Origin of the sequence: Bacillus sp. TH22 (genome assembly GCF_016651015.1) — a bacterium.
Lineage (GTDB): Bacteria > Bacillota > Bacilli > Bacillales > Bacillaceae_G > Bacillus_A > Bacillus_A mycoides.
The window spans coordinates 3,143,354-3,169,700 of record NZ_JAEKER010000001.1; the positions used below are offsets into that span (position 1 = coordinate 3,143,354).

Sequence of the window (26,347 nt, forward strand, 5' to 3'; positions counted from 1 at the left end):
ACTTCTGTAGGTAGAAGTAACTTTTTTATTATGCTTTTTGTTTGACTTCACTAACTTTCTTTTCAGCTACAATAAAATGTGGTCTACGTTTTGTTTCATAATAAATGCGACCGATGTATTCACCCATAACACCTAGGAAAATGAGTTGAATACCACCAATAAATAATATAGCGGAAATTAAAGTGAAGTATCCTGGGACTTCAACACCACCAACAATAATTTGAATAAATGTAGTAATTACGTATAAAATCCCTAAAATAGTTGTTAATAATCCAAGATATATAGATAGTCTTAATGGTTTATTATTGAATGAGATAACACCATCTATTCCGTAATTTAACAATTTAGAAAAAGTCCACTTACTTTCTCCATCAGAACGTAATACATTTTCATATCCAATAATTAGTTCATTAAATCCAATCCAGGAGAATAAACCTTTTGAGAAGCGATTGTATTCGCTTAAAGATAATAGAGAATCAACAGCTCTTCTACTTAAAAGTCTAAAATCTCCAATGCCGTCTACTAGTTCAACATCTACAAACTTATTCATCACTTTATAGTATAGACGAGAAACGAAAGAGCGAACGGGTGAATCACCTGTTCTTGTTCTTTTTGCAATAACTTGGTCGTAACCTTCGTTATATCCTTCTAACATTTCTTTTATTAGTGTAGGAGGATGTTGCAAATCGGCGTCCATAATAACAACTGCATCACCTGTAGCGTATTTTAAACCAGCTAACATAGCGGCTTCTTTGCCGAAATTCCGACTAAATGATATATAATGAACAGCTGCATCTGAATTTGCCAAATCACGTAGAATATTTAATGTATCATCTTTACTACCATCATTTACAAAAACAAATTCATAATCGGTAGTTAATTTATGAATTTCTAGAGAAGTCTCTGAATAAAAGGCTCGAAGCATCTTTTCTTCATTGTAGCATGGTACGACTATTGAAAGAGTCATTTTTGCCCCTCCTTGTTTATAATGGTTAAAACGTTATTTAATATTTTTTATGAAGCTATCCGCTTTGGATAGCTTCATAATTTATTGAGTGCTCATTGCGGCTTTTTAAAAGGCAATTTTCGGCGTCCTTTTTGATTTGTAAAAACTAGTAAGGCTACACAAATAATTAGTGAAATAATTGATATAATCATACCTAATTTAAAGTAAGGTGTAACATAAGTCATTTCGATTATATGTGCTCCTTTTGTAATTGGGACACCAATAAATGCAGAATTTGCTTTCGTGAATTCTGTTTCTTTTCCATCAACTTTTATAGTCCAACCTTTACTATATGGAACAGATAAATATAGTAATCCATCTTTTTTCGAGTTGATTTCACCTTTTAAATAGTTGTTTTTATAATAAATATTTTGAAGTCTATTTTCAGTTAGTTTTTTTGTTTCTTTTTGTACACCTTCGTAATTTACGATATTTGCTTGTAAGTCTTCAAGTTCGTATTCACCTGGTGCATCAATAGAAATAGTTAGTTGGTCTGGACGATCGTCTTTACCTAAATTATAAACAAATCTTTCTAAAGGATATGAGTATGCACCAGTGTCTTCACCTTTCCCCATATCTTTCCCGTTAACTACTGCATGGAATGAACCTTTATTTTTTATCTTTAATTCTACAATTAAGTCTCCAGGAGTATTAGGATAATTTATAGGTACAATCATATTTCCATTGCCATGGACAATGAGTTTATTATTCTCTTTTTCCATATTTTCTAGTTGTACTTTTTCCATTTTGATAGATACCGCTTTTGAATTAAGATTCTTTTTATCAAAATGGGTTAATGAAAAGTCTTTTCCATTATTAACGACTACAGCATGTAATAATAATTGGTCACGCTGAGCGAAGTTTAATTTAGAAAATTCTTCTTCACTTATACTAGAATCATATACATACCCTAACGGTAAAGCATAGTCATTTTTGTAAATATTATACGGTCCTACTTGTTTTAATAGTTTATATCCATATGGTATATTTTTTTGATCTGTATCAGCGCTTAGTACGCGATATTTTACACCTAACATATTTTCAAGTAGTAGTCGACTATCAACTTGGAAGAACATCGAAGGAGTGTCGAACCCTTGGAATACGTTGTATTTATTTTTCATAAAGTCATGAACATAATAATTAATCAAGCTTTGGTACGTACTTGTACCATGATAACCTTGTAACATTGGTGTGTTATGGGCGCTACCTGGGTTAAGAATACGATAAAAGTCTTTATCATATTCTTGTATATAACGAATGGCAGCAATCTCATCTTTGTTATCATAGCCAGATACATGTAAAGCTTCTTTTGTAGCATTGCTTTGTCCGAAAACGGTACTAAGTATATTATTAGCATACATGTAATTCATGGAAATTGTACTAACGAGTATGTTCACTACAACTAAAAATTGTATGAAAGGTTTAGAAAGATAACGCCATAAACATACTGTAATGAGAGAAAGAACGATAGTTCCGATTAAAATATTGTCAACTGCCTGTAAAGGTTTATCACTTACATTTATATTTACTTTTCTATAAAATGCATAAATGAATAATCCTATTGATACTAATGAACTCATTATATAAGGTAATTTATGTTCTTTCTTATGAACAATCATCCAATCTAAGATGTATGCTATAGTTTGAGCAATTACAAATACAAATAAATAAAGCCATCTATATTGCATTGCTGAGAAACCATTAAATACAGAGTATGTATACGGAAGCATAAACAGAATGAACATGAAAAATGTAAAGAATACTTTATTTTTAACAAGTTTATCACGTATAAACATTCCAAATATGATTAGGAATAAAATTAAAGCTGGTAAAGCTAATTGATGATTTTCAGCATCATATACGAAGAAGATAGTTTCCATTAGATCTTTATAAAATGTATCTTCAAAGAATAAAGGTATATCAAATTTCTTCGTTAACCGATCCGCACTAAATACCGCATTGACTGATGGAATAAAGCAAACTGCAGCCAAGCCAAGTGATAGACCGTATAATAATCCAATTTTAATATAATAGGCTAGAAAAGAGACGATTGTTTTATTTTGCTGTGTGGCAAAGTATTGGGAAAATGCGTAAATGAAAATGAAAATACTTGTAATAAAAGCAAAATAAAAGTTCGATGCTAACATTAAAGTAGCAGCTACTAAGAAAAGTCCACGTTTCTTTTCTATAATATATTTATCAAGTCCCCATATTACTAATGGTAAAAATACGATGGCATCAGCCATGAAATCCCAAAGTAATGAATGGCGCATAAAAGTAATACATCCGCCATACATAATAGCAGCAATAAAAGATGAGAAGACTGTTTTATTATGATAACGTAAAGAACCATACATGAATAACATAGCTAAAAAGTTTTTTAAAATACTCATGTATAATTTCATATCATAGATTTGTTCAATATTTAATTTAGGAAGTAACAGCGTAATCCAGAAGAACGGCGCTGTACTGTAATAATAACTAAACTCTCCAAATAAATCTCCACCTAATCCATAATCAAAAGACCAAAAAAGATTACCATCTTTAAAGGCATGTTGCAGGAGAAATGTAAAGAAACCAAATTGGCTTAATGCATCACCTGTACCAGAAAAGATTTGATTAGATGTTAAAAAGAAATAATGAAAAGCAAAAGCACACAATAATAATATCGGAATAATCATTATAGTTTTCTTTGAGAAAATCTTATTGTTCGGCTTTATGCTCATAAAAATTTATAATCCTCCTTCGAAAGTTGTTACATATAAAAACACACCAATTATGAAGGTGTGTTTTTTAGTTTTAGCATAAAAAAATATATATTTTGTTGTATCATATATATTTTACAAGCATTGAGTTTCATAGTTTACTTGTAATTTAGTATAAAGCATTCTCAGAAAGTAAGTCAATTTGACATGGAATATATAGCATTTTTTAACCACTGAAAATTCGAGAATAATGAAGTGCAGTCTTCAGAATTTATGTTCTGTAAATGGTGGTATATAAAAAGCCAAAAGCTTTTCCATTCTTAATAGGAAAAGCTTTTGGCTTTTAAGCGTTTTTACGAACTAATTTTTTATTTACAAATCCTAAAATCAACCCGCGTATTTGTGGATCAATTGCAAGGCCAATAATACCGTACAATATACCAGTAAGTGTTAGAGCTACCAGTGGTGGTAAGTTAATTAATACTGTGCGGTATAGGGCGTAACTGATTATAAATGCTAGTGTATTAAATACAATCCCTTTGAATAGTAATGTAAATCCTTTACGAACGAATAAAGTAAATCCGATTAATAAAGTAACCTCAGTAATGATAGCAGCTACCGCAGCTCCCATCATTCCAAATTGGCTACCTAATACGATGTAACTTACGATAGCGACAGCTAATCCAATTCCCATCGTTGTCGCACGCTTCCACTGTTGACCAATAGTTGTTAAATTATCAGCAAGTGGATAGTTGATAGATTGTAAAATAACCATAAAGGCTAAAATTGCAAGAGCATCACCGGCTGGTGCATATTGTTCACCTAATAAAGTAACAATCCAAAAGCTTGGATCGGCGATAAATGGGATGGAAATTCCCATTCCTAAGAAAGACATAAGTTTTAATTCGAACTGAGATAGTTTTCTATGTTCATCAATATTCTTTTCATTTCCAAAAGCAAATAACTTTGGATAAAAGGCTGCTGCAATTACGCCCGGTATTTGATAAAGTACAGCAGGTATTTTCGATGCAGCGCCAAAGAATCCAACTTGCTCATATGTTGAGACTTTTTCTAATATAATAGGCCCTAACTGTGGTAAGAGCATAATGATAATGCCATTGATCGTGAAAATGAGCAATTGATCTAAAATGCCTTTATCCCAGCCCTTATGAACTGTTGTATGGCGAATTACCATTATAAAGGCGATAAGTCCTGTTACAAGACTAGATATCCCGTACATGGCAGCAACCATCATAAGTGACCATTTAAAGGACATTCCTAGTAGAAGAGCAGCTGCGGCTGTTACACCTTGTATTACAGAAATAATCGCTGTAAATTGCATGCGTTCTGTTACTTGGAAGTAAGCCATCCCAACACCTTGTAAAGTGGCTCCAAACATTGTCGGCAGTACAACCCAATATACCATGGCACGTAAGTAAGCATCGGGATAGAAGAACTGAGCGAAAATAGCGAAGAGCACAGAAATTACGATAGCCAATACTAAACGAATACGTAAATAACTACTAATTAGTACGCTAATGTTAGCGTTGCTTCTCGTTCCTTCACGCATAAATGTATGTGTCAAACCTGCATCTGTAAAATAACAAATAACAGCGGAAACTGCTAAAGCAGTTGTAAACATCCCATACTCCTTTGGTGAAACATATCTTGCAAAGAAAATGGTCGCAATAGCAAGTACAAATCGAACAGTAATATTTCCTACAAATAGGTAGGAGGCGTTTTTAAGGATTTTATTTGTTTTCATGGAACAAGACCTTTCTATTTTTCAGGACGCACTTCGTCCTATTTGTAAATTTGATTTGTTTACGGAAAGTATGTTTAAAAGCGTATTCTTTATTTAAGAAAACATAAACTTTATTCGTACAAACCAAAGCATTGCGTATAGCTTTTTGCTTCGTTTTCCATTTTTTGAATAAATTTTGCGACAATATTTATTTATATCGCCCTTGATTAATTGAACTTGTGATTTATCTAACTTAGAGCTTCCTTTAATGTATATACAAGCATTGTTAATGACTGTATATGGGAATAGATAAGTTTCAAGGATTTCAATAAGTTCTGTAGAATCATTCACGATCAAGTCTTTTGATTTATTATGAACCCAATCCTTCATGCGATTAAATACTTCTAATTCTTTTGCTGTTTTTAATTCATAATCTTTATACTTTGAAGAAAGATTTCCTTCGGATAAGATTCGATAATATGTTAAATATTCATCTACATAGCATACATTTGTTACACTCATTAATTTAAATAGAAATTCTAAGTCTTCTCCCCAGCTACATCCTGGTGTGAAACGAATATTATGATCCATCACGATAGATCTTTTGAAAATCCAAGTGCTCGTCTGAGCAACAACTTGATGTGTTAAGAAAGCTTTTGTCATATCACCTTTAATAAAGTTTGTCGTGTGCTCAACTTTTTCACCAGTCTCTTCGTAAAAGTTCATATAGCCACAATAACAAGCGTTCATGTTGTTTGTATGCATACTATCGATTTGTTTTTCTATTTTTGTTGGGTGCCATAAATCATCACTATCAAGAAAAGCAACATATTCTCCGCTAGCATTTTCAATTCCTGTATTACGAGCAACTGAAACGCCTTGATTTTCTTGTGGGACGTATTTTATTTGTCCGGGGTACTTTTGTACAAGGTTTTTTACGATGGAAGGTGATTGATCTTTGCTTCCATCATCTACAATTACAATTTCAATGTTTTTATATGTTTGATCTAGTATTGATTGCATCGTTTCTTCAATATATTTTTCCGTATTATACAGAGGTATGACAACGGAAACGAGTTGTTTTTGTTCCATCATAGAGTTTTTATCTCCTCAAATTTTTTATGTTTTGTACCATATATACAAGCCTTTTGAAAGGAAGAAGACTACAAGAACATCTGTATAAGTTTAACGCATATAAACTTTGTAAATCAACTTTCTATTGTGGTATCTCTTATAATTAGAAAGAAATAATTTGAAATGATAAAAGCTCCTGAATTTTTCAAGCAAAATTCAGGAGCTTTTATATATTAGTATTTAGTTAGGAAGTTATTCTTTATCTGTTATCTTTAATTTTTGTTTTAATAATGCATAATCTTGCGTTAATGTTACAAGTTGATGGTGTAATTTGGAGATTTTTCTCGTCAGGTCAAAAATTAGGATAAAACAGAATAATAGTCCGAATAAGAATAAAATGGACGGAGGATATTCTACTTTTAATAGTTTTCCAATCCAGTTTATAATTTTATCCGTAGAACTTAAAATAGCCATTGCAACACAAACGAAAATCCATAAAATAGCATATTTTGTTTCTAAAGTCCCACGACGAATGGAATTAATAATTAAGAAGAATAGTAATAAAATAAAGATAAATGAAAAGGTAATTATATGCATTTATTATCAACCTTTCACGATTTTTTGCATCAATATAGCAAGACTTACCTTCACCATGTAATATGCAGATTTAAGGGGAGTGATGGAAGATTGTCCACCTTGTCGCTCTTGCATATTTACAGATATTTCATTAATGCGAAGTTTTTTCTTTTTTAAATGAATAAGGACTTCTGGCTCCGGATAATCTTTTGGATAATTGTGTGCAAAAATCTTAATTACTTCTCGATTGATAGCACGATACCCAGAAGTTGGATCCATAAATGTTTGTTTCGTTAGTACTTTCAATAGAGCGGTAAAATAAAAAATACCGATTCTTCGGGAAATACTACCTTTATATGCTGTTTTTTCTGTAAAACGTGAACCCAGCACCATATCGCATTGATCCTCGGCAATAGGCTGTATGATTTTGTATAAATCATCAGGATTATGTTGTCCATCAGCATCGAACTGAATCGCAATATCATATCCGTTCTCATAAGCGTATTTATATCCAGTTTGTACAGCTGAACCGATACCTAGATTGTATGGTAAATTAACGAGATGAACAGGGAAATCTTTTACGATTTGAGCTGTTTTATCTTTTGATCCATCATTAATAACGCAAATGCTTAATGCTGTAAAATGCTGTTTTAGTTCTAATAATCTTGTTAATGTATCTGCAATTGCTTCTTCCTCGTTATACGCTGGAATAATAATTAACGCTTTTGGTATTGAAATTGGTACCTCAATAGACATTACCGCACCATCCCTTATATACTTAATCATATTATGGTTATTTTTAAACGAACATTATTTAATATACCATTAATAGCATAATAAAATAAAGGAAAAGCTGATGGGTGATTTTAGGAAACAGGCATCGAATAAAAACGCTAAGGTGTAACACTTTATTATAATAAAAAATACATGCAAGGAAGAAAACACCTGTGCATGTATAAGCTAAAATCCTAATGTTACATATTCCAAGGCTTACTTAAAGTTAACACTTCAGCCATTTCTTTACTTTTCAAACGCCCTTTTTTTCTATTTTCTGCACGCTCTGAACCAGTTGTATGTAGCCAATGTTCTTCCTCTGTTTCAGGAATTACTTGTGGTACAGATGAAGGTTTTCCGTCTTTTAATGCGACAAATGTAATGAAACATGTTGCGGCCATCCTACGCTCGCCTGCTAGTAGATCCTCTGCAATTACTTTTACGAAAACTTCCATTGAAGATTTTCCTGTATAACATACGAATGCTTCATAACAAACAGAATCTGCTTGGTGAATTGGAGTTAAAAAATCAACGGAATCGATAGATGCTGTTACGCAATGTTTGCGGCTGTGTCTCGCAGCTGCAATTGAAGCTATACTATCAATTTCTGCTAATAATTTCCCCCCGAAAAGTGTTTGGTGATTATTTAAATCGTTAGGAAAAACACGTGTTGTTTTAATTGCTTTTGATTCTCGCATGAATTTCTTTTCCATATATTCATCCCCTATTTTCTGTTTTCAATCAGAGTGACATGTGTAAGTGGAGTACCCATATTAGATATTTAATGAAGTAAAGTGTTCCAAAAGAGGATTATCCCACTATTTGCGGGCTAATAGTCAGTGGGGGATGAAAAAAACCCCCGTGGATTAAAGTTTCACTTTATTGAAATTTCTGTATTTGTATTCATGTAACTGAAAGAAAATTTATCATATATAAAATGTAGTGTAAAAGAGGATTCGCTTACATTGCAAGTGAAAAAGTAATGACTATGTATTTGTCATAGAAATTCCCTATTAACCTTGTGCTTATTCATGATAGAATCGTTTTGTTATGAATGGAAATAGAGGTGCAATGGACATATGAATCATATAAGAACAAATTTTTCGTCTTTCTTCAGTAAAATAATGATTGGTGCGATGCTCGCATTTTTTGTCTATAGTTGTTGGTCGGCTTTTGAAACAAGTAAGCAATTTTTTGGGGGAAGTACAACAAGTATAACAATTGTATTAGTGATTTTTGTTATTCTTATTTTGTTAGTAGCATCAATTTTGCAATATCGTTTTACAGATAAACAATTTCTTGTTTTTCTTATGAGCATATCTACAGTTGTAAGACTTATCACAGTTCTATTTGTAGATGTTCCAATGATAGGTGATATGAAAGCTATGTATGAGTCTGCAAAGCAGATTGCAGTTGGCAATAATATAGAAAATATAGCACAGTTACCTTTTATTATTTATGAATCGATCATCATTCGTATATTTGGTGATACGGTATTCGCTTTACAATTATTTAATATTTTATTTTGTACAGGAACTGCATTTTTCATTTATCGCATTGCGTCAATGGTCTTTGGAGAAGAGTGTGGTCGTATTGCATCAATGTTTTACGCTTTATATATTCCAAATATATTTATGAGTTCTGTATTAACGGCGGAATCACTCGCAATATTTTTATTTTATTGTGCTTGTTACATATTTTTATATAAGGGATTAGACCATCCTTATATGTGGGTAATTTCATCCATTTTATTTGCGCTTAGCAATATGATTTTCCCAATGGGGTTATTTTTACCTATTTTTATAGTTGTATATGTGCTGTTAATTGAATTATTTCAATCAGGGGCGAAACAAAAATTACTATTAAAAATGATGGGAATACTTATTCTGTTTTATAGTACTCATTTTGGTGTGAACTATGGTATCAAGATGATGGGAATGTCACAGTATACGATTTCTAATCAGACTTATTTTCAATCTGTTTTAATTGGAAAAAGTCAAAATGAAGAAAAAACATCCAAAAATAAAAGTGTAAAAGAGCACATTGATCAAGAGTTAAAAGAAATGGAAGTAGAAAGATTTAAACTGTTAAAACCAGTTATTAACCAGACTTTCAGACGAGGGAATAAATTCTATTATTTTTAAATGTGAAAAGCTTATATATATAGTGGTGACATTATTTATGGCCATAGCTTTATTACATTTTCTAATTAAGAAACAGCAAAATGAAGGATATATGTTGTTTGTATTATTAATTACCGGATACGTGTCGTTAAGGCTCTTCCGAGTAGATATGGCATATTATAATATTATTATGCCAGCTTTGTTTATTTTACAAAGCTTTGGTGTTTATATGAGTTATTTTTATTGCCAAAAAATATTTTTCAGAAAATAAAAGAATCCATTTTGGATTCTTTTTTTGTAGATGAATGCAAAGCGGAGATGAAGAATCTCCACTTTGTATCGATTCGTCTTATCGGTTTAGTTCTAGTTGTAAATTATCCGCTGTTAAGGCCATTGTTGAGGAATCGTCTTGAATACTCTTCATTACTTGTGAGATAGTCTCTAATTCATTTTCAATTTTTTTATTTTGTTCTTTAGAGTTAGACATATCTTTTACGATTTCTTGGAAATATTGATCTGTCGCATGCATACTATCTGTCCCTTCAGATACGAGAGAGCTTATTTGTTCCACGGAAGAAGAGACGTGTATAATTTGTTCATTAGTTTTTTCAACGAGTTTTGTAACGTTGGAAATTGATTCTTTCGTTTGCTCTGATAACTTTCGGATTTCTCCCGCTACGACTGAAAAACCTTTACCAAATTCGCCAGCACGTGCAGATTCAATAGCAGCATTTAATGCTAGTAAATTTGTTTGCTCGGCGATTGATTTTACAATATCAATGATTTCGTTAATTTTGTTAGAAATATCAAGAAGTTCATGAGTATCAGTAATGATAGTTTCCATATTCGTTTGGATGCTTTCCATTCGTTTGTTTTGCAGATTTAATTGTTCTTTTCCTTTATTGGCCTTTTCTTCTGATGTCGTAGCTAATGATGTACCTGTTTTTGCAATTCCTACGATACTTTCTGATTTAGATGTTAACTGTTGAATAGAAGAGCTTGTTTTTTCAGATACTGTCGCTAGTTCTGTTGCAATATGTGTAATCGTCATAGTTGTCAGTTCTTTTTCTTTTTCATGTTCTTTTTGGATTCTTTCATATTCGGATTCATAAGCTGAAATAACAAGTTCTTGTTCTAATGTGAATAATTTATTTATTACGTTTATAGAATAAGAAAAATCGTCTATCGTTGAAATTTTCGTTTGCAAAATCTTTATGACGGAGCGGAATAATTCTTGATAAGCAGCGGTATACCATTTTCTATGTAAACCAATTTGTACGTGCCTTTTTGCAATTCTAACACGTTGTTCAATAAAATCTTCATTCATATTCCCGCTGAACAATTCTTTAATATGTGTCTTTAAAGTTTGTTTTAATTTGGGAATAGAGCTGTAGCGTTCAATAACAGCAATTAAATTAGGTTGTTTTGTGATGTTGGTGTAGAATTTTTCTGTTATCCAATCTATTTCCTCATAAATAAATGGCTGTAATACTTTAACAATTTGTAAATCTTCCTTTGAAATATGTAGCATATCCATTTGAGTTTTTAGTTCAGAATTAGCAGGCACGTTAAATATGATTTGTTGACCTTTGCTTAATTCAATTATACTGGTGTTTGTTTTATTTTTTTTAAAAACCCCAAGCATCATTCTTCCCCCTGTTTATAAAACGTTTTCATTTTTTATTCTAATGTAATTATATATTTTTATATACAATTACTCTATAGTAGATGGAATTGTATATAAATTAAGAGAATTCTATGTAGAATTCTCTTAATGGCCTTTATTAATTTTTGCATGTGTTTTAAAGAAAACTGGGAAATGTACATTATATATTACGGTGACTACACGAATAACGAATGTTATTAATAAACAGACATAGAAAGCTAATATGTGTGCCCCCATTGCATGTGTAATTAAGAAACTAACTGCTCCTAGAATAGAAGCAATTGCATATATCTCTTTTCGGAATACATACGGGATATCTTGAGCGCAAATGTCACGTAAAATACCGCCCCCAATACCTGTAATAACTCCCATTGAAACGACTAAAAACGAGGCGTCAACGTGATGTGACATTGCTGCATTTGCACCAATAGCTGTAAATACCCCTAAACCAACAGCATCAGAAAGCATAATAACAACTTGAAGTTTATTAATGCGCTCAAAAAACATACATGTGAATAATGCTGATAGTACACTTACGAAAAAGTAAATGGGTTTTACAAATGCGACAGGAGGCAGGTTACCAATCATAATATCACGAATAATACCGCCGCCGAGCGCAGTAGCTACAGCTAAACAAAGGACACCAAATAAATCTAGATCTTTTTTTAAACCAACTAATGTACCAGAAATGGCAGCGGCGATAATGCCAAGAAACGTAAATATATCGATTAATAACATGGCTTTAATTCCTTCCTCTTAAAGATGTTCCAGAGAAAAAATATACACTAAAGTTTTGGAAATAACAATTACTTTTCGCTACATGTAGAAAAATGGATGAAATAGCTAAAGAAAGCGTTTGAAAATGCTTGATAAGTAGCAATAAAGTAAAGCGAAAAAGTGTGGAAAGATTAATAGTATAGTTTTTTGATGTAGCTTAGTTGGAGGGATGGTACAATAAGATAAGTCCGTTTTGTACATTTGTATAAAATGATAAAAAAATATTTCTGTACGGTCGAAAATAAGTGCGTATGTGTTAGATAGTTTTTATAGGGATAGGGAAGGATAGCTAAAGGACAATGTTTTCGGTTACTAATAATGCTGGACTTGACTAGTTTCGGCATGAAAAATAGTTCTCAATTTAAATATGAGTTATGTTATAATTGCTAGGTGTGTTTAAACAGTAGAAAACTATGATTAAAAGATAATGTGAAGATTTTGTATGGAGGTCTTGGAATGTTAGCAAATCAAGCTAGGGTTAGATTTGAGCATTTTTTGCTCTTTTTTATTATTTTACAGCCTGTTTTAGATTTATTAACGTCTCTTAGTATCGTTTTATTAAAGTCAAATGCCACTGTTGGAATTTTGGTAAGATTTCTTATTATGGCTGTTGGTGGTATTTACATTTTAATTCAGGCAAAAGAGAAGGAAAATAGGAAGTTTTTAATTTACTTAATACTATTAGCAGTAGTTTTAGGGATAGGGTTTATTAATAATAAACTAGTTAAGAATCCTATTGTACTTGGTGAAGAAGTTAAGTTTGTTGCGAAGGCATTATATATATATATCATGCTAGGATCATACATTTTAGCTTTAAAATCATTGAAAAAGAAAGTAAATATTAGTGACAAAGTCAGAAATAGTATTGTGTATTCAACATTAATCATTAACGCTATTATGGTTATTTCTATTTCGACATCTACAGACTTTGGTAGTTATCAATGGATGAAAGTTGGTTCCCGAGGGTGGTTCTATGCAGGTAATGAACTAGGGTCAATCTTAGCTATTATTTTCCCTATTGTGGTACTATATTCTATTCAAAAAACAAAGAGCGTGAAACACGTTTTATATTGGATTCCATCGCTTTTAATGATTTACTCGTTAATTCAAGTTGGTACGAAAGTAGGGATGGGCTCAATTGGTGCTACGTTAGCAGCAGCAATCGGGATTATCGTACTACAATTATTATTTGATAGAAGAAATCCAAACAAAATGTCGCTTGTACTTAATGGATTAATTGCTATTTTCCTATTGGCTGGTGTTGTTGGAACGTTTAAAATGACGCCATTAGCACAAAATATGGGTATTCATAACAATTATTTATCAGAACAAAATGTAGCGCAGCAAGGTCAAAAAGAAAAAGAAATTAAAGAGAAAATTAAAAAAGAAGAAAAACAACATAAAGTTGAGAAACCAGAAGAAAAGGCGAAGGTAGAAGCTGAAGTTAAGAAAGAGCTTGAGAAAGAGCAAAAGAAAGAAAATCAAGAAAATCTTATTTTCAGTGGACGTCAAGTATATGAAGAGCGACATAAGCAGTTCTTTAAAGAAGCGCCAATGTCACAAAAATTATTTGGAATGGGTTACGCAGGTAACTTTAAGTATAATGAACAAAAAGAGCCAGATCCGAAGCTAATCGAAATGGACTTCCATGATTGGTTTTATGATTTCGGAATTATTGGTTTTGCGTTAATGATGATTCCATTTATTTATTACGGCGTAAGAATCCTACTAGCATTTGTTACAAGATTTAAGGAAATATTTAATGTGAAATATGGAATGATTACAGCAAGCTTAGTATTAGCATTAGGTATTGCATATATTGCAGGACATATTTTGACAGCACCAGGAGTAGGGATTTACTTTGTAGTGGTGTTAGCTTGTCTAATTGTAGATTTAGAAATTGAATGATAAAAATAAAAGCTAACTTTTGTTAGCTTTTATTTTTTAGTACAGTAAAATAAAGATAGATGGAAATGTAGCGAGGATTTAAAGGAGGAAAAAATATGAGGATATTGCATATGAATGCAGGGGCAGAAGATGGTGGAGGAAAAACACATATTATTTCACTGCTCGATCAGTTTCCGGATGGTGAAGTAGAATTAGCAGTATTTGAAGATGGAATTGTTGCGAAAGAAGCAAGAGAGCTAGGAATAAAAGTTCATGTGTTTTCACAAAAATCTCGCTATGATTTATCCATTTTAAAGAACATAAGTGAATTCATTAATAAAGAAAAATTTGATGTAGTTCATACACACGGTCCTAGGGCGAATTTCTTTGTTTCTCTAATGAAGAAAAAATTCGCGGCAAAATGGGTTACGACAATTCATAGTGATCCATTTCAAGACTTTACTAAACAAGGCTTAAAAGGCTGGATTTTTACTAAATTAAATTTGAAAGCTTTAAAAAATATAGATTTATTTTTTGTTGTAACGAATAGGTTGAAAAAAGCTTAGCCGCATTAGGTATTTCAAATGAAAAGATGCATGTTATCTATAACGGGATTGAATATGATCAGGAAAAAGCAGATGGCTATAATAAAAAGGAAATGTTTAATATTGATGAAGATGTATTTACGGCAATCCAAGTAGCGCGTTTGCATCCTGTTAAAGGACATGAAGTTTTATTCGATGCGTTACAACAAACAAAATTGGAGAAAATTAAAGTGTTATTAGTTGGTGACGGGCCGTTAGAAAGAGAACTAAAGGCGTTAGCTACTGAAAAAGGGATTAATGATAAAGTTGAATTTTTAGGGCATCGTCAAGATGTGAAACAATTATTTGCTTCATCACATGTCAATTTGTTAACTTCCCATAGCGAAGGATTTCCATTAGTTTTATTAGAAGCGGCAAATCAACGTGTACCATCAATTGTGACTAGAGCTGGAGAAATCGAACCGTTAATTGCAGATGAAACTTATGGGTGGATTGTACCAACTGGTGATGGAAAAGCATTGGCATCGGCATTAGAAGAGGCGTATGATAAGTGGAAAACTGGAGAGTTATCAGTAATGGGCAAGCATATTTATGAGCATGCTACTATGAACTTCTCACTTCAAAAATTATATGAAGATACGAAAGAAACATATAAGCAATTAATAGCGAAAAACCTTTAATGATAGAGAGGATAGTTAAATATGGCAGTACAAACGGTTGATATTCTAGGTGTTCCTTTCTCTACAATGACAATGGATGAAACGGTCCAATATTTAAAGGAACAACTAGAATTGGAGCAAACTCATACTTTTCAGGTAGTAACAGCAAATCCTGAAATTGTTATGTGTGCAAAAAAGGATGAAGAGTTCCATAAAACATTACTAAATACCGATTTAATTACACCTGATGGTATTGGGGTTGTAAAAGCAAGTGGTATGCTTGGTACACCTGTAAAAGAACGTGTAGCAGGTTTTGATTTAATGTGTAATTTATTTGCGAAGTTATCAGAAGAGAATAAACCAGTATCTGTTTTCTTATTAGGTGCAAAACCACATGTTGTACAAGCCGCGGCTGATCATTTAACGAAGACATATTCGGCTGCATCTATCGTGGGGATACAAGATGGATATTTTAAACAAGAAGAAGAAGAGAATATTGTTTCACGTATTCAAGAGGCAAAACCAGATCTATTACTTGTAGCACTTGGCTTTCCAAGACAAGAAAACTTTATCCAAAACAATAAGCATCGTTTAGAAACGAAAATGGCTGTTGGAGTAGGCGGTAGTTTAGATGTGTGGGCTGGAGAGGTAAAGCGTGCGCCAAAATGGATTCAATCTATTCATTTAGAGTGGTTTTACAGATTATGTAGTAATCCAACACGTTGGCGTCGTCAGTTAGTATTAGCTGAATTTTTAAAAGAAGTAATGCGTTCAAAAAAGTAGCGGAACATCGCTACTTTTTTTATTTGTTTATTTTTGATAAACATTTTACTTTTTGGGAATGATGAAGGAGAATTTTTTATAAGAAAGTATTTTACTTATGAAATATACACATGTAAAATGATGTGTAAAGACAGCTGTGTAAGGAGGACTTCTTGTGAGCAAGGTAAAAGAAATTTCGAAGCGAAAGCTACTTGGTATAGCAGGGCTTGGCTGGCTATTTGATGCAATGGATGTTGGAATGCTTTCATTTGTAATCGTAGCACTCCAAAAAGATTGGGGATTAAGTACTCAAGAAATGGGTTGGATAGGTAGCGTTAATTCAATTGGTATGGCAGTAGGAGCGCTCCTTTTTGGGATACTATCAGATAAAATAGGACGGAAATCAGTCTTTATTATTACATTATTACTATTTTCTATCGGTAGTGGTTTAACTGCTTTAACGACGACATTCGCGATGTTCCTCGTTTTACGCTTTTTAATTGGTATGGGACTTGGCGGGGAACTTCCAGTTGCATCTACTCTTGTATCAGAAAGTGTTGAAGCGCACGAACGTGGAAAAATAGTTGTACTATTAGAAAGCTTTTGGGCCGGTGGTTGGTTAATTGCAGCTCTTATCTCATATTTTGTTATTCCTAAATACGGTTGGGAAGTTGCTATGGTAATAAGTGCAGTTCCAGCGTTATATGCTTTATATTTAAGATGGAATTTACCCGATTCTCCAAGGTTCCAAAAGGTTGCAAAAAGGCCATCTGTTATTGAAAATATAAAATCGGTTTGGTCTGGAGAATATCGTAAAGCAACAATTATGTTATGGATTCTATGGTTTTGTGTGGTCTTTTCCTATTATGGAATGTTCCTTTGGTTACCTAGTGTAATGGTACTGAAAGGCTTTAGTTTAATAAAAAGTTTTCAGTACGTACTCATTATGACTTTAGCTCAACTTCCAGGATATTTCACAGCTGCATGGTTTATTGAACGTCTTGGTCGTAAATTTGTATTGGTTACGTATTTAATTGGTACAGCATGTAGTGCTTATGTGTTCGGAATTGCGGATTCATTAACAGCATTAATAGTGGCGGGTATGTTACTATCCTTCTTTAATTTAGGTGCTTGGGGTGCATTATACGCTTATACACCGGAACAGTATCCAACAACTATTCGCGGTACAGGTGCAGGAATGGCAGCTGCATTTGGGCGTATTGGTGGTATTCTTGGACCACTATTAGTAGGGTATTTAGTTGCTTCACAAGCTTCACTATCGCTAATATTTACGATTTTCTGTGGATCAATTTTAATTGGGGCACTTGCTGTAGTTATACTTGGTCAAGAAACGAAACAGAGGGAATTAGTATAAAGAGAAACCTTAATCAGTGGTGTTTTGTCCATCAACCACTGATTATTAGCCCGCACCAATCGGGATAAAAGAAAAGGGGAACCAAAGTGGTTTCCTTTTTTCTGTTTTTTTAGATAAATAATGGTATAGTAAGAAAAAGGGAATGTTTCTTACTAAAGCGAATGTATACAACAAGACATATGGACAAAGGAATTAGGTGGCTGGATAAATGAAAATCTTACTTATCATGGAAGAAACAGAAGAGCGAAGAAAATTAGTTGAGAACTTTACTGAAAACATTCGAAATGTAGAATGTTTTGAAGCGAAAACTGGAACAGAATCTTTGCTAATAATGAAAAAACATACACCTGATTTTGTTTTTTTAAATTCGCAATTAATGGATGGTACTGGTTTTGAATATTCGAGTTTGCTACGAGAAGTGAATTGTTATACGAAATTTATTTTTATTGGTGAGGATATAGAAGAGGCAATTACAGCTTTTCGTTTCCAAGCGTTTTATTATTTATTACGACCATTTCGTGAAGAAGATTTACAATTCATTTTATATAAAATGGGAAAAGAACAAGGTGAGAAAGCAAAGAGTCATCTGCGTAAACTGCCGATAGAAGGCCATGAGGGGATTAGATATATTCTCCCGGAGGATATTGTATATATTAGTAAAAATAAGGAAAACAAAACCGTTTCAATTTATACAACGAATAATCAGTATATTTCAACATACACACTCCAGGAATTAGAAAATAAACTAAATGCATATGATTTTTTACGTGTACATAAAAGCTATTTAATTAATATGTCATATGTACAAGAACTTAAACCTTATTATAATGGCACGTATAATTTGCATTTAGACAGGTACGATGAGCAACCGATTCCAGTAAGCCGTAATTATGTAAAACGGCTTCGAAATAAAATTGAGCTATGACAAGTAATGAGAGAATTTTAACATAATAGCCTAGAAATCCTTCATGATAAGGAGGATTCAAATTAAATATTCAGAAAATTTAGTACAATCTCCTCTAAGAAGTAGTAATGGGGGGATTGTACGTGAAAACATTGAAATCAATTTTACTTTGGGGAGTTATTGCAGCAGTAGGAGCATCTGCTTTTGGTGTAATAGCTTTATCACAAGGTGAGACAATTAATGCTGTATGGCTATTAGTTGCTGCTGTATCAGTGTATGCGATTGCTTATCGCTTTTATAGTAGATTTATAGCAAGGAAAGTTTTTGGCCTAGATAATAATAGGCAAACGCCTGCTCATACGTTAAATGATGGGAAGGATTATGTTCCAACAAATAAATGGGTTTTATTCGGACATCACTTCGCTGCGATTGCAGGGGCAGGTCCTTTAGTAGGACCAATTTTGGCGGCGCAGATGGGGTATTTACCTGGGACTATTTGGATTATTGTTGGGGTAGTTATTGCCGGAGCTGTACAAGATTTTGTAATTTTATTTGCTTCAATGAGACGTAATGGTAAATCATTAGGAGAAATGATTAAAGATGAAATTGGTCCTGTTACAGGATTAATTGCGATGATTGGTATTTTAGGTATTATGATCATTTTATTAGCAGTATTAGCTTTAGTAGTTGTGAAGGCACTTGTTGGAAGCCCATGGGGAATGTTTACAATCGCAGCAACAATTCCAATTGCTATTTTAATGGGAGTTTACATGCGTTACATTAGACCAGGGCGAGTAGGGGAAGGATCAGTAATCGGTATTGTTCTACTAGTCCTATCGCTTATTGGTGGACAGTATGTAGCAGAAAATCCAACACTTGCAAGTATGTTTACTTTTAGTGGTGAAACAATTGCTATTATGCTTATCGTATATGGATTCATTGCATCGGCATTACCAGTTTGGATGCTCCTTGCACCACGTGATTATTTAAGTACATTTTTAAAAATAGGAACGATACTTGGATTAGCAATTGGTATTTTAATTGTAGCTCCAGATTTGAAGATGCCGGCAGTATCTAAGTTTATTGATGGAACAGGCCCTGTTTTCTCCGGGAATTTATTTCCGTTCTTATTTATTACAATAGCTTGCGGTGCTGTCTCTGGATTCCACGCTCTCGTTTCATCAGGTACGACGCCGAAAATGATTGAGCAAGAAGGTCATGCACAGCCAATTGGTTATGGGGCAATGTTAATGGAATCATTTGTAGCAGCGATGGCTATGATTGCAGCTTGTGTATTAACACCAGGAACTTATTTTGCAATTAATAGTCCAGCAGCACTGATCGGAACAGATGTATCACAAGCGGCTCAAGTTATTTCTTCGTGGGGATTTGCTATTACACCGAATGAATTAAAAGAACTTGCTGTTAACGTCGGAGAACAGACCATTTTATCACGTACAGGTGGCGCACCAACATTAGCAATTGGTATGGCACATATATTTTCACAAGTAATAGGTGGAACGGCGATGATGGCATTTTGGTACCATTTTGCCATTCTTTTTGAAGCACTATTTATTTTAACAACGATTGATGCTGGAACACGTGTAGGACGATTTATGATTCAAGATATTTTAGGGCATGTGTACAAGCCGTTTGCGAAAACAGATTCCACAATAGCGAATGTGGTTGCTACAACGTTATGCGTATTAGGCTGGGGGTACTTCTTATATCAAGGGGTGGTTGACCCTCTCGGTGGAATTAATACGCTATGGCCACTTTTCGGTATTGCAAATCAAATGTTAGCGGGGATTGCACTATTACTTGGAACGACAATTTTATTCAAAATGGGGAAAAAGGCATACGTTTGGGTAACGCTTATTCCGACTATAGGATTACTTATTGTAACGATGACAGCTGGTTATCAAAAGTTATTTCATGAAAATCCTAAAATAGGATTTCTATCACATGCGAAAGTATTTCAGGGAGCATTAGATGATGGTAAGGTATTAGCTCCAGCTAAAAATGTTGCGCAAATGAAACAAATTATTTTTAATGACTATATTGATGCGGCACTTTGTGGAATTTTTATGATAGTTGTAATTGCTGTATTAATTTCTGCACTTCGAATTTGGATTCAAGTATTAAGAAATAAGCCAATGCCATTAAAAGAGGCACCATATATTCCAAAAGATGAAAGTGAGTCGAGGAACTATGCTTAAAAATTTACGGAACGTATGGGGAAAGAGAAAGCAATTTATTAGTTTACTTGTCGGAGTTCCAAGTTATGAAACATATGTAAATCACATGAAAATAAATCATCCAGAAGAGAAAATTCTATGTCAAAAGCAATTTTTTGCTGAGGCACAAGAAGCTAGATTTAATGCAAAAGGCGGAAAGATATCACGATGTTGTTAAAAAAGGAGACGAAATTTCGTCTCCTTTTTTATTTTGCTGTTCCACGTGGAACAATAAAATAAAAAGTTTGGGAATTATAGGGATTTCGTAATACAATAACATATAGAAAGGGATAGATGGAAAAGAAAAAGTAGGGAGATTATTTTATGTTCAGAGATCTATTTGTAAATATGACAATTATTCTGTCCTTTATCTTTGTGGGTGCTCAGCTTTTAAGAGATAAGCCATTAAAAGAAGGATTCTCTTTTTGGCAGAAATGTTTGGTCGGTATTTTAACTGGAATATTGAGTATATTGTTGATGCATTTTGGTGTGCATATTGAAGATATTATGTTGGATTTACGTTATTTAGCTGTTGTTTTGGCAATTATAATTGGTGGCCCAATAGCTAGTAGTATAACTGTTATGATTATTTTAATAACGCGGGTATTTTTTACTGAGTATTCTTTAGCCTCTGAATTGGCTTGCTATACTATCGTGGCAATAGGGATTGGCATTACTCTCATTTGGCGGATGAAGATTTCTATATTTACAAAATGGATATGGTTTAATGTGTACAGTTTGTCTATTTTAATACTACCACTTTATATTTTATTTAAGGATATATATGTAGTGGTATTATATTTAATTTGTTGTATTGTAGCGGCATATATCACATTTATAAGTGCAAGTTACATATTGCAATCCAATGAATTATTTCAAACGATGAAGCATTATACAACGATAGATGCATTAACGAATCTAGGAAATGTAAGACAGTTTGATTTTGAGATGAATCGTCATATTGATAGTAAGCATATGAAAAATGATTCACTTTGTTTATTACTTATCGATATTGATCACTTTAAGTATGTAAATGATACGTACGGTCATCCTGCTGGAGATGAAGTGTTAAAACAACTAGGGCGTATTTTGTTAGAGAATGCACCATTCCCAAATTTAGTCTTTCGAAAGGGTGGCGAAGAGTTTGCTCTGTTGTTACCAAAAAAGAGAGTAGCATTTGGAACTCGTATAGGGGAACAAATTCGACTAGCAGTTGAAAAGCATTCATTTCAACTGCAAAATGGGGGAAAAATTAAAATTACAGTTTCTGTTGGGCTTTCAGAATATAAAAAATCACCTGAGCAATTTATTCAATCAGCGGATGATGCGTTATATTATTCAAAAAGAAATGGTAGAAACAAGGTTAGTTCAGCATCATAGGAATTCGGGGAGTACTTTAAAAGATTTCTGTAAAGTAATTAAAACCCACAGAACAATAAATGTTCTGTGGGTTTTAATCTATTTTTAAATTTATTAATAAAAAGCGTTATGTTAGACAAGTTCTTTCGGTGCAACGAATTTGCGGTATGCACCGTGATGTGTTGGTCCTACATATTCGTTAATCTTAAATGAATGACGAATTGCAGCTGTGATGAATTCTTTCGCAGTTTTTACTGCTTCTTTCACCGTTTTTCCTTTTGCAAGTTCTGCTGTAATTGCAGCAGAATATGTACAACCTGCACCGTGTGTATTTGTCGTATCAATCTTTTCTGATTCTAGAAGATCGAATGTTTCGCCGTCATATAACACATCAATAGCAGTTTCTGTGCCTAGTTTGCTACCACCTTTAATCAGTACGTATTTAGCGCCTAAAGCATGGATTTTTTTTGCAGCTTCTTTCATGTCCTCAAGAGAATTAATTTTCACACCACTTAATTGATATGCTTCAAATAAGTTAGGCGTTACGACTAATGCCTTTGGAACAAGAACGTCACGTAAGCAGTCATTTGTTTCAGGATGTAACGCTTCATCCGCTCCTTTACATACCATAACAGGATCAACTACTACATTTTCGAAATTGTGCTTTTCAATTGTTTCCGCAACCATTTCGATAATTTCTACTGATCCAAGCATACCCGTTTTTAAAGCATCTACACCAACGCCTTCAATTGTCGTTTCTAATTGTGGTTTTAATGTAGAAGCTGGGATTGGGAATACGTTATGTGCCCAACCGTTATGTGGATCCATCGTTACGATTGTCGTAAGAGATGTCATTCCGTATACACCAAGTTCTTGGAATGTTTTTAAATCTGCTTGTATACCAGCACCGCCACTTGTGTCAGAACCAGCGATAGTAAGTGCCTTATTCAATGTCATTATGAAAGCCCCCTCAAGTGATATAATGAAAACTATGTTTTCACCATTATATCAATGTTACGAATAAGTACAAAGTGAAAAGTAGATGATTTATGTTAAGTACTATTTAAAATCTTGTATGTAGGAGACGAATTATGTTTCAAGAGAATCGTACAAATGAATTAGTTATATTAAAAGAGATTGCAGAAACGTTGAATACCTCAAATGATACATATCACGTACTTCAAGCTGTGCTGGAAAAGCTGTTGAATGTAACTGGTTTAACGACAGGATGGATTTTCCTTGCGGATGAAAATGGTAGATATACAAAGTTAATTGATTACCAATTACCAGAGGGATTGAAATTCGAAAATAAACGACCGATGTGTGAGGGGAATTGCTGGTGCTTACACCGCTTTGTGGAAGGAAAACTAGAGCGAGCAGTTAATATTATTGAATGTAAGAGAATTAATAATGCGATTGAATACAACTGGGGAGATACAGAAGGGATTGTACATCATGCGACAGTACCGCTAAAAGCGGGAGAAGATGAATTTGGCGTGTTAAATGTAGCTAGCCCAGGTAAAACGCATTTTTCGGAAGAAGAATTAGTACTATTACAATCAGTTGCCTTTCAAATTGGAACGGCATTAAAGCGTACGAAACTGTATGAAAATGAAAAGAGAAGAGCTCATTATTATGTAAAGTTAGAACGCTTTATTCAAGCTTTAAGGACAATTCATAAATTTAATGCATTACCAGAAGAGATTGTAATGCAAATAGGGAGCTTATTTCTATGGGAGCAAGTTGTATTCTTTAGTAGAGAAGAAAATGAACTAGCTGTGAGAGCTTCTTATAAGAAAGGTGAACTACAAGATGATTTGAGGGCAACAGCACAGGAAGCGTTGGAAAAAGAAGAGTCTGTCTTGTCGAAGCGTCAGGTTGGTAATATAGAGCATCCCAATAGGACAGTTATCGCTATTCCGATACATATTCAAGATCATATATTTGGAGTATTAAGTGTAAGTTCTAATAATGGAGAATTTGATATAAATACGATAGATGTAGTACAAGCGTTAGCAAATCATATTTCATTAATGATAGAGAACTTAAGATTAAATGAAAAACGCCGCGAACTTGTACGAATGGAAGAGCGTAATCGTTTAGCTAGAGATTTACATGATTCTGTTTCACAAAAGTTGTTTTCATTAACATTTATGACGAAAGGCGCTGAAGCTGTCTTAAAGGGTCAAAATGAAAAGGTAGATCAGTCTTTGTATGAGATGCGTGAATTAGCACAAGGTGCCTTAAAGGAAATGAGGACATTAATTTGGCAGCTCCGTCCGGCTGGATTAGAGAAAGGGTTATTACCAGCTTTAAAGCAATATGGTGAAAGTTTAGGATTGAAAATTCGGGAACAAGTTACAGGTGTACGTGATTTGCCGCGTGTAGTAGAAGAAGCGCTATGGCGAATTGGACAAGAAGCTTTAAATAACGTAAGTAAGCATGCGAATGTAAGAGAAGCGACGATTTATTTCAAAGTGACGGAGAAAAATGTATCATTAGAAATAGCCGATCAAGGAAATGGGTTTGTAGAAAAGGATATAAAAGAGAAGAAATCACTCGGTATGACTACGATGCGTGAAAGAGTAGAATTAGTTGGTGGAACAATTAAAATTGTAAGTAGTAAGAAACGAACGAGTATAAAAGTAAATGTACCATTATGATGTGAAAATGAGGGAAGTTTGTGAAAATAAAAGTATTGTTAGTTGATGATCATACAGTTGTTTTAAAAGGATTAGCATTTTTTCTAAGCACACAGGAAGATTTTGAATTAGTTGGTGAAGCAAACAATGGGAAAGAGGCGCTAGTGAAAGTAGGCGAAACGAGTCCGGATGTCGTATTAATGGATTTATATATGCCTGAGATGGATGGAATTGAGGCAACAGCTTGTATTAAAAAAGAATATCCAAACGTGAAAGTAATTGTATTGACTAGTTTTTCTGATCAAGCTCATGTATTGCCGGCACTAAAAGCTGGGGCGAGCGGTTATATTTTAAAAGATATCGAACCAGATCAGCTTGTTGAAGCTATTCGAAGCGCGTATAAAGGTAATATTCAATTACATCCAGATATAGCAAATGCCCTTCTTTCTCAAACATTACCACAGGAAGAGAAAGAAGAAGAACCTTCCGTTCAAGTGGATGTATTAACAGCGAGAGAAAATGAAGTATTGCAGCTATTGGCGAAAGGCATGAGTAATAAAGAAATCGCTTCTGTTTTAGTTATTACAGAAAAAACGGTAAAAGCTCATATGAGTAGTATTTTGAGTAAGTTACATTTATCCGATCGCACACAAGCAGCATTATATGCGGTGAAAAATGGAATTGTATAAGACGAAAGTCGTAAGACCTAGTTCGCCTTTAGAAGGTGGACTTTTTTTATAGAAAAATACGTCTATGTGAGGACGAAATTGTCTTGATATAAAGATAAAATGTATTTGTAAGCAACAACAATTACAAGGGAGTACCCTTTTTTCGTAAGTAATATATAACAACATAAGAGTGAGTAGTAGGAGGAAAAGAATCATGGCAACAGTTTTATTTGTAAAAGCAAACAACCGCCCAGCGGAACAAGCAGTTAGTGTGAAATTATACGAGGCATTTTTAGCAAACTATAAAGAAGCGCATCCAAATGATACAGTGGTAGAACTTGATTTATATAAAGAAGAATTACCATATGTAGGCGTAGATATGATTAATGGTACATTCAAAGCAGGTAGAGGATTTGATTTAACAGAAGAAGAAGCAAAAGTGGTAGCAGTTGCTGATAAGTATTTAAATCAATTTCTAGAAGCTGATAAAGTAGTTTTCGGTTTCCCATTATGGAACTTAACGATTCCAGCCGTATTACACACGTATATTGATTATTTAAACCGTGCTGGTAAAACGTTTAAATATACACCAGAAGGTCCAGTTGGGCTTATTGGAGATAAGAAGATTGCGTTATTAAATGCACGCGGCGGCGTATATTCTGAAGGACCAGCAGCTGAAATGGAAATGGCTGTTAAATATGTAGCGAGCATGATGGGCTTCTTCGGCGCAACAAATATGGAAACGGTAGTTATTGAAGGACATAACCAATTCCCAGATAAAGCAGAAGAAATCATTACTGCAGGTCTTGAAGAAGCGGCTAAAGTAGCAAGTAAATTTTAATTAAAAATATAATCGTCACTCGA

At 33.5% G+C, this 26,347-nt stretch carries 20 protein-coding genes and 3 pseudogenes; 12 read left to right on the plus strand and 11 right to left on the minus strand.

Annotated features, from left to right (window positions below; genetic code table 11):
• Positions 1-28: 28 nt before the first annotated feature.
• The 7 genes from JFU18_RS15965 to JFU18_RS15995 form a co-directional block, all read right to left on the minus strand.
• Complete coding sequence (locus JFU18_RS15965) at positions 29-967, minus strand: glycosyltransferase family 2 protein (RefSeq protein ID WP_201034568.1); 939 nt, start codon at positions 965-967, stop codon at positions 29-31.
• A 92-nt stretch (positions 968-1,059) separates the two neighbouring features.
• The gene (locus tag JFU18_RS15970) at positions 1,060-3,732 is read right to left on the minus strand and encodes a YfhO family protein (RefSeq protein ID WP_201032209.1); all 2,673 of its coding nucleotides are present in this window, start codon (positions 3,730-3,732) and stop codon (positions 1,060-1,062) included.
• Between the two features lie 322 nt (positions 3,733-4,054).
• A complete protein-coding gene (locus JFU18_RS15975) occupies positions 4,055-5,476 on the minus strand; it encodes an oligosaccharide flippase family protein (protein WP_060750549.1) in 1,422 nt (473 codons plus the stop codon).
• A gap of 93 nt (positions 5,477-5,569) precedes the next feature.
• The gene (locus JFU18_RS15980) at positions 5,570-6,550 is read right to left on the minus strand and encodes a glycosyltransferase family 2 protein (RefSeq protein WP_201032208.1); all 981 of its coding nucleotides are present in this window, start codon (positions 6,548-6,550) and stop codon (positions 5,570-5,572) included.
• A gap of 231 nt (positions 6,551-6,781) precedes the next feature.
• Positions 6,782-7,126 carry a DUF2304 domain-containing protein gene (locus tag JFU18_RS15985; protein WP_002016417.1) on the minus strand — a complete coding sequence of 115 codons (345 nt, stop codon included), beginning with the start codon at positions 7,124-7,126 and terminating at the stop codon, positions 6,782-6,784.
• Between the two features lie 6 nt (positions 7,127-7,132).
• A complete protein-coding gene (locus JFU18_RS15990; protein WP_201034567.1) occupies positions 7,133-7,861 on the minus strand; it encodes a glycosyltransferase family 2 protein in 729 nt (242 codons plus the stop codon).
• A gap of 218 nt (positions 7,862-8,079) precedes the next feature.
• On the minus strand, positions 8,080-8,592 hold the full coding sequence (locus JFU18_RS15995) for an acyl-CoA thioesterase (protein WP_000412118.1): 513 nt from the start codon (positions 8,590-8,592) through the stop codon (positions 8,080-8,082).
• A 366-nt stretch (positions 8,593-8,958) separates the two neighbouring features.
• On the opposite strand from JFU18_RS15995, the pseudogene JFU18_RS16000 reads away from it, so the two are divergent.
• Positions 8,959-10,273, plus strand: a pseudogene (locus tag JFU18_RS16000) (ArnT family glycosyltransferase).
• A gap of 78 nt (positions 10,274-10,351) precedes the next feature.
• Here the strand turns inward: JFU18_RS16000 and JFU18_RS30530 are convergent.
• From JFU18_RS30530 to JFU18_RS16010, 3 genes and pseudogenes are all read right to left on the minus strand, one after another.
• Positions 10,352-11,053 carry a methyl-accepting chemotaxis protein gene (locus JFU18_RS30530; protein ID WP_374101398.1) on the minus strand — a complete coding sequence of 234 codons (702 nt, stop codon included), beginning with the start codon at positions 11,051-11,053 and terminating at the stop codon, positions 10,352-10,354.
• A gap of 99 nt (positions 11,054-11,152) precedes the next feature.
• A pseudogene (locus JFU18_RS30535) lies at positions 11,153-11,650 on the minus strand (protoglobin family protein); the annotation flags it as partial.
• Positions 11,651-11,773: 123 nt separating this feature from the next.
• Entirely contained in the window at positions 11,774-12,406 is a 633-nt protein-coding gene (locus JFU18_RS16010) for a trimeric intracellular cation channel family protein (RefSeq protein WP_002016412.1), read from the minus strand.
• A gap of 495 nt (positions 12,407-12,901) precedes the next feature.
• Between JFU18_RS16010 and JFU18_RS16015 the strand changes: the two genes are divergently transcribed.
• The 8 genes and pseudogenes from JFU18_RS16015 to JFU18_RS16050 all read left to right on the plus strand — a co-directional run bounded on the left by JFU18_RS16015 (position 12,902) and on the right by JFU18_RS16050 (position 22,194).
• A complete protein-coding gene (locus JFU18_RS16015) occupies positions 12,902-14,353 on the plus strand; it encodes an O-antigen ligase family protein (RefSeq protein WP_201032205.1) in 1,452 nt (483 codons plus the stop codon).
• A 95-nt stretch (positions 14,354-14,448) separates the two neighbouring features.
• A pseudogene (locus JFU18_RS16020) lies at positions 14,449-15,557 on the plus strand (glycosyltransferase family 4 protein).
• Between the two features lie 21 nt (positions 15,558-15,578).
• Entirely contained in the window at positions 15,579-16,319 is a 741-nt protein-coding gene (locus JFU18_RS16025; RefSeq protein ID WP_002016406.1) for a WecB/TagA/CpsF family glycosyltransferase, read from the plus strand.
• Positions 16,320-16,473: 154 nt separating this feature from the next.
• Entirely contained in the window at positions 16,474-17,673 is a 1,200-nt protein-coding gene (locus tag JFU18_RS16030; RefSeq protein ID WP_002138953.1) for an MFS transporter, read from the plus strand.
• Positions 17,674-17,881: 208 nt separating this feature from the next.
• The gene (locus tag JFU18_RS16035) at positions 17,882-18,598 is read left to right on the plus strand and encodes a LytR/AlgR family response regulator transcription factor (protein ID WP_002089871.1); all 717 of its coding nucleotides are present in this window, start codon (positions 17,882-17,884) and stop codon (positions 18,596-18,598) included.
• Positions 18,599-18,720: 122 nt separating this feature from the next.
• Complete coding sequence (cstA, locus tag JFU18_RS16040) at positions 18,721-20,796, plus strand: carbon starvation protein CstA (protein ID WP_002089870.1); 2,076 nt, start codon at positions 18,721-18,723, stop codon at positions 20,794-20,796.
• Positions 20,789-20,992 carry a YbdD/YjiX family protein gene (locus tag JFU18_RS16045; RefSeq protein WP_002130134.1) on the plus strand — a complete coding sequence of 68 codons (204 nt, stop codon included), beginning with the start codon at positions 20,789-20,791 and terminating at the stop codon, positions 20,990-20,992. The genes cstA and JFU18_RS16045 overlap by 8 nt, the downstream gene beginning before the upstream one ends.
• A 146-nt stretch (positions 20,993-21,138) precedes the next feature.
• A complete protein-coding gene (locus tag JFU18_RS16050) occupies positions 21,139-22,194 on the plus strand; it encodes a diguanylate cyclase (RefSeq protein ID WP_201034565.1) in 1,056 nt (351 codons plus the stop codon).
• A gap of 111 nt (positions 22,195-22,305) precedes the next feature.
• Here JFU18_RS16050 and pdxK read toward each other — a convergent pair whose 3' ends face one another.
• Complete coding sequence (gene pdxK / locus JFU18_RS16055) at positions 22,306-23,130, minus strand: pyridoxine/pyridoxal/pyridoxamine kinase (RefSeq protein WP_002016397.1); 825 nt, start codon at positions 23,128-23,130, stop codon at positions 22,306-22,308.
• 134 nt (positions 23,131-23,264) lie between these two features.
• On the opposite strand from pdxK, the gene JFU18_RS16060 reads away from it, so the two are divergent.
• The 3 genes from JFU18_RS16060 to JFU18_RS16070 all read left to right on the plus strand — a co-directional run bounded on the left by JFU18_RS16060 (position 23,265) and on the right by JFU18_RS16070 (position 26,324).
• A complete protein-coding gene (locus JFU18_RS16060; RefSeq protein WP_201032204.1) occupies positions 23,265-24,836 on the plus strand; it encodes a GAF domain-containing sensor histidine kinase in 1,572 nt (523 codons plus the stop codon).
• Between the two features lie 20 nt (positions 24,837-24,856).
• A complete protein-coding gene (locus tag JFU18_RS16065; RefSeq protein ID WP_002016393.1) occupies positions 24,857-25,504 on the plus strand; it encodes a response regulator in 648 nt (215 codons plus the stop codon).
• A 193-nt stretch (positions 25,505-25,697) separates the two neighbouring features.
• Complete coding sequence (locus tag JFU18_RS16070; RefSeq protein ID WP_201032203.1) at positions 25,698-26,324, plus strand: FMN-dependent NADH-azoreductase; 627 nt, start codon at positions 25,698-25,700, stop codon at positions 26,322-26,324.
• Positions 26,325-26,347 lie beyond the last annotated feature (23 nt).

Excerpts from the sequence above, each read along its gene's own strand:
- JFU18_RS16035 (WP_002089871.1), top strand. The coding sequence starts at position 17,882 with ATGAAAATCTTACTTATCATGGAAGAAACAGAAGAGCGAAGAAAATTA.
- JFU18_RS15985 (WP_002016417.1), bottom strand. The coding sequence starts at position 7,126 with ATGCATATAATTACCTTTTCATTTATCTTTATTTTATTACTATTCTTC.
- JFU18_RS15970 (WP_201032209.1), bottom strand. The coding sequence starts at position 3,732 with ATGAGCATAAAGCCGAACAATAAGATTTTCTCAAAGAAAACTATAATG.
- JFU18_RS30530 (WP_374101398.1), bottom strand. The coding sequence starts at position 11,053 with ATGACGATTACACATATTGCAACAGAACTAGCGACAGTATCTGAAAAA.
- JFU18_RS16015 (WP_201032205.1), top strand. The coding sequence starts at position 12,902 with ATGTTAGCAAATCAAGCTAGGGTTAGATTTGAGCATTTTTTGCTCTTT.
- pdxK (WP_002016397.1), bottom strand. The coding sequence starts at position 23,130 with ATGACATTGAATAAGGCACTTACTATCGCTGGTTCTGACACAAGTGGC.
- JFU18_RS16060 (WP_201032204.1), top strand. The coding sequence starts at position 23,265 with ATGTTTCAAGAGAATCGTACAAATGAATTAGTTATATTAAAAGAGATT.
- JFU18_RS16050 (WP_201034565.1), top strand. The coding sequence starts at position 21,139 with ATGTTCAGAGATCTATTTGTAAATATGACAATTATTCTGTCCTTTATC.
- JFU18_RS16025 (WP_002016406.1), top strand. The coding sequence starts at position 15,579 with ATGGCAGTACAAACGGTTGATATTCTAGGTGTTCCTTTCTCTACAATG.
- JFU18_RS15965 (WP_201034568.1), bottom strand. The coding sequence starts at position 967 with ATGACTCTTTCAATAGTCGTACCATGCTACAATGAAGAAAAGATGCTT.
- JFU18_RS15995 (WP_000412118.1), bottom strand. The coding sequence starts at position 8,592 with ATGGAAAAGAAATTCATGCGAGAATCAAAAGCAATTAAAACAACACGT.
- JFU18_RS15975 (WP_060750549.1), bottom strand. The coding sequence starts at position 5,476 with ATGAAAACAAATAAAATCCTTAAAAACGCCTCCTACCTATTTGTAGGA.
- JFU18_RS15990 (WP_201034567.1), bottom strand. The coding sequence starts at position 7,861 with ATGTCTATTGAGGTACCAATTTCAATACCAAAAGCGTTAATTATTATT.
- JFU18_RS15980 (WP_201032208.1), bottom strand. The coding sequence starts at position 6,550 with ATGATGGAACAAAAACAACTCGTTTCCGTTGTCATACCTCTGTATAAT.
- JFU18_RS16070 (WP_201032203.1), top strand. The coding sequence starts at position 25,698 with ATGGCAACAGTTTTATTTGTAAAAGCAAACAACCGCCCAGCGGAACAA.
- JFU18_RS16010 (WP_002016412.1), bottom strand. The coding sequence starts at position 12,406 with ATGTTATTAATCGATATATTTACGTTTCTTGGCATTATCGCCGCTGCC.
- JFU18_RS16045 (WP_002130134.1), top strand. The coding sequence starts at position 20,789 with ATGCTTAAAAATTTACGGAACGTATGGGGAAAGAGAAAGCAATTTATT.